Source organism: Kitasatospora sp. NPDC059817 (assembly GCF_042731835.1).
Lineage (GTDB): Bacteria > Actinomycetota > Actinomycetes > Streptomycetales > Streptomycetaceae > Kitasatospora.
In genome coordinates this window covers 1-3,982 of the sequence record NZ_JBHWIR010000346.1, presented here as the reverse complement: position 1 = coordinate 3,982, position 3,982 = coordinate 1, and the positions used below count along the sequence as shown (strand labels likewise).

Here is a 3,982-nt window from a genome sequence, read left to right as displayed (position 1 = left end):
GACATTTGTTTAAACCCGCCCCCACCCCCCAGAACAACACTTGAATTGGCGTCGGCAGCGAACGCTGTTTATTCGACACAGCCCCGGCGGCGCGATTTCCCCGCGGGCATACCCCGCGGGCCTTCCCGCGGGCCTTCACCCCCGCCGCGGGCCCGGCGAGCCGAACCCCTGCGGACCGGCAACGCTGGACACGGCGGCCCGGTCCGGGTTCAATGGCCCGAGATGTTTGAACGACGTTCTAACATCGCCCCCGAAAGCCGACCCCCCTCCCCCGGCGACCGCGAGCGAGGAACCGTGCGACTGACCCCCACCGAGCGGGACCGGCTGCTGATCTTCACAGCAGCCGAACTGGCCCGCGCCCGCCGCGCCCGGGGCGTACGCCTCAACATCCCCGAGGCCACCGCCCTGATCGCGGACACCGTCTGCGAGGCCGCCCGCGACGGCCGGCGCCTGGCCGAGGCCATCGAGGCCGGCCGCAGCGTGCTCACCGCCGACGACGTGCTGCCCGGCGTGCCGGACGTCGTCACCGTCATCCAGGTCGAGGCCGTCTTCGACGACGGCACCCGCCTGGCCGTCGTCAACGACCCGTTCCGGGGCGCCGGCTCGCTCGGCGACGAAGCCCCCGGCGGCGCGCTGATCGGCGCCGGCACCGGCTACGACCCGGTCGAGGAGACGGTGCTACTGCCCGTCCACAACACCTCCCAGGTGCCGATCTCGGTCACCTCGCACTTCCACTTCTTCGAGGCCAACCCGCGCCTCGCCTTCGACCGCGCCGCCGCCTACGGCACCCACCTGGCCGTCCCGGCCGGCTCCTCGGTGCGCTTCGACCCGGGCGCCACCGTCGAGGTCGGCCTGGTGCCGATCGGCGGCCAGCGCGTCGCGATCGGCTTCGCCGGCCTGGTCGACGGCCCGCTGGACGCGCCCGGCGCGAAGGAGGCCGCCTTGGCCAAGGCCCGCGCGACCGGCTACCTGACCACCTTCGACGACGCGGAGGTGCCGTCATGACGTCCATCACCCCCCACGACTACATCTCGGTGCACGGCCCCCGGGCCGGCGACCGGATCCGGCTCGGCGACTCCGGCCTGATCGTCCGCGTCGAGTCCGACTCGCAGGCCCCCGGTGAGGAGTTCCTGGCCGGCTTCGGCAAGACCGCCCGCGACGGACTGCACCTCAAGGCCGCCGCCGTCCGCGACACCTGCGACGTGGTGATCAGCAACGTCCTGGTGATCGACGCCATCCAGGGCATCCGCAAGACCTCGATCGGCCTGATCGACGGCCGGATCGCCTCGATCGGCCGCGCCGGCAACCCCGACACCCTCGACGGCGTGGACGTCGTCGTCGGCACCGGCACCACCATCGTCTCCGGCGAGGGCATGATCGCCACCGCCGGCTCCATCGACACCCACGTCCACCTGCTCTCGCCGCGGATCATGGAGGCCTCGCTGGCCTCCGGCGTCACCACGATCATCGGCCAGGAGTTCGGCCCGGTCTGGGGCGTCGGCGTCAACTCCCCCTGGGCACTGCGCCACGCCTTCAACGCCTTCGACGCCTGGCCCGTCAACATCGGCTTCCTGGGCCGCGGTTCGTCCTCCGACGCGGCCCCGCTCGTCGAGGCCCTGGCCGAGGGCGGCGCCTCCGGCTTCAAGGTCCACGAGGACATGGGCGCCCACACCCGCGCCCTGGACACCGCGCTGCGCGTCGCCGAGGAGTACGACGTCCAGGTCGCCCTGCACACCGACGGCCTGAACGAGTGCCTGTCGGTGGAGGACACCCTGAAGGTGCTGGAGGGGCGGACGATCCACGCCTTCCACATCGAGGGCTGCGGCGGCGGACACGTCCCCAACGTGCTGAAGATGGCGGGCGTGCCCAACGTCATCGGCTCCTCCACCAACCCCACCCTGCCCTTCGGCCGCGACGCGCTCGGCGAGCACTTCGGCATGATCGTCTCCGCCCACGACCTCAAGACCGACCTGCCCGGCGACGCCGCCATGGCCCGCGACCGCATCCGCGCCGGCACCATGGGCGCCGAGGACGTCCTGCACGACCTCGGCGTCATCGGCATCACCTCCTCCGACGCCCAGGGCATGGGCCGCGCCGGCGAGACCGTCCGCCGCACCTTCGCCATGGCCGGCAAGATGAAGGCCGAACTCGGCCCCCTCGACGGCGGCTACGGCACCACCGAGAGCGGCGACGACAACGAGCGCGTCCTGCGCTACATCGCCAAGCTCACCATCAACCCCGCCATCGCCCACGGCCTCTCCCACGAGGTCGGCTCCATCGAGGTCGGCAAACTCGCCGACATCGTCCTGTGGCGCCCCGACCACTTCGGCGCCAAACCCCAACTGGTCCTGAAGGCCGGCTTCCCCGCCTACGGCGTGGTCGGCGACCCCAACGCCTCCACCGACACCTGCGAACCCCTCGTCCTCGGACCGCAGTTCGGCGCCCACGGCGCCACCGCCGCCGACATCTCCGTCGCCTTCGTCGCCCAGGCCGCCGCCGACGGCGCCTACCTCGACCGCCCCGCCGACGGGCTGCCCACCCGCCGCCGCCGCGTCGGCGTCCGCAACACCCGCGGCATCGGCCCCCGCGACATGGTCCGCAACGCCCGGGTCGGCCGCGTCGACGTCACCCAGACCGGCCTGGTCTCGCTGGACGGCGAACCGCTGCGCTCCGAACCCGCGGACAGCGTCTCGCTCAGCCGCCTCTACTTCCTCTGACGCTTCCGCTGCCACTTCCGCTTCCGCTGACACCTCCGCCGAACGCCTCCCCCTAGGACTCCCGGATGACCACCCCCACGCCCGCCTCCCTCGGCTACCGGATGCCCGCCGAGTGGCACCCGCACGACCGCACCTGGATGGCCTTCCCCACCGCCAACCCCACCTTCGACACCCCCGAGAACCTGCACGCGGGCCGCGAGGCCTGGGCCGCCGTCGCCAACACCATCGTCCGGTACGAGCCGGTCACCCTGGTCGTCAACACCGGCGAGACCGCGGACGCCCGCAGGTACGTCTCCGAGCAGGTCGAGATCGTCGAGCGCCCGCTCGACGACGCCTGGATGCGCGACATCGGCCCGTCCTTCCTGATCGACGACAAGGGCTCGCTGGCCGCCACCGACTGGATCTTCAACGGCTGGGGCGCCCAGTCCTGGGCCCGCTGGGACGACGACCAGCACATCGCCGAGCACATCAGCGAACTGACGGGCGTCCAGCGCTTCGCCTCCCGGCTGATCAACGAGGGCGGCGGCATCCACGTCGACGGCGAGGGCACCGTCCTGGTCACCGAGACCGTCCAGCTCGGCGAGGGCCGCAACGCGGACTGGACCAAGGAGGAGGTCGAGGCCGAGCTGCACGCCTTCCTCGGCACCACCAAGGCGATCTGGCTGCCACGCGGACTCACCCGCGACTACGACGAGTTCGGCACCCGCGGACACATCGACATCGTCGCCTCCTTCGTGCGCCCCGGCGTCGTCGTCGCCCACGTCCAGCCGGACCCCGCCCACCCGGACCACGCCGTCTGCCAGGAGCTCGTCGCCATCCTGCGCGCCGCCACCGACGCCCGGGGCCGGGCACTGGAGGTCATCGAACTGGCCGCCCCCACCGTCCTGCTGGACGAGGACGGCGAACCGGTCGACTACTCCTACATCAACCACTACGTGGCCAACGGCGCCGTGATCCTGTGCGCCTTCGACGACCCGCGCGACCAGGAGGCCGCCGCCGTCCTCGGCCGCGCCTACCCGGGCCGCACCGTCGAACTCGTCGACGCCCGCGAAATCTTCGCCAACGGCGGCGGCATCCACTGCATCACCCAGCAGCAGCCGAAGTCCGCCTGACCCCAGGCCACTTGAGGCACCTGGGCCACCTTGGGCACCACCCGGGTGGCGGGGGGGGGGGGGCGCCCCCCCGCCCCCCCCCCCCGCCCCCCCCCCCCCCCCCCCCCGGGGGGGGGCCCCCCCCGCCGCCCCCCGCACCCAGGAGGGGAGGGG

At 72.8% G+C, this 3,982-nt stretch carries 3 protein-coding genes; all 3 read left to right on the top strand.

The features are described from left to right. Window positions 1-294: 294 nt before the first annotated feature. Window positions 295-1,005 carry an urease subunit gamma gene (locus ACFV61_RS34930; RefSeq protein ID WP_380345472.1) on the top strand — a complete coding sequence of 237 codons (711 nt, stop codon included), beginning with the start codon at window positions 295-297 and terminating at the stop codon, window positions 1,003-1,005. After that, on the top strand, window positions 1,002-2,717 hold the full coding sequence (locus ACFV61_RS34925; RefSeq protein WP_063347079.1) for an urease subunit alpha: 1,716 nt from the start codon (window positions 1,002-1,004) through the stop codon (window positions 2,715-2,717). The genes ACFV61_RS34930 and ACFV61_RS34925 overlap by 4 nt, the downstream gene beginning before the upstream one ends. Window positions 2,718-2,782: 65 nt before the next feature. Then, window positions 2,783-3,829, top strand: a complete 1,047-nt coding sequence (locus ACFV61_RS34920; RefSeq protein WP_380345446.1) for an agmatine/peptidylarginine deiminase — start codon at window positions 2,783-2,785, stop codon at window positions 3,827-3,829. Window positions 3,830-3,982: the final 153 nt, after the last annotated feature.

What these genes read in the sequence shown, in the direction of transcription:
- ACFV61_RS34925 (WP_063347079.1), top strand. Translation starts at nt 1,002, where the DNA reads ATGACGTCCATCACCCCCCACGACTACATCTCGGTGCACGGCCCCCGG.
- ACFV61_RS34920 (WP_380345446.1), top strand. Translation starts at nt 2,783, where the DNA reads ATGACCACCCCCACGCCCGCCTCCCTCGGCTACCGGATGCCCGCCGAG.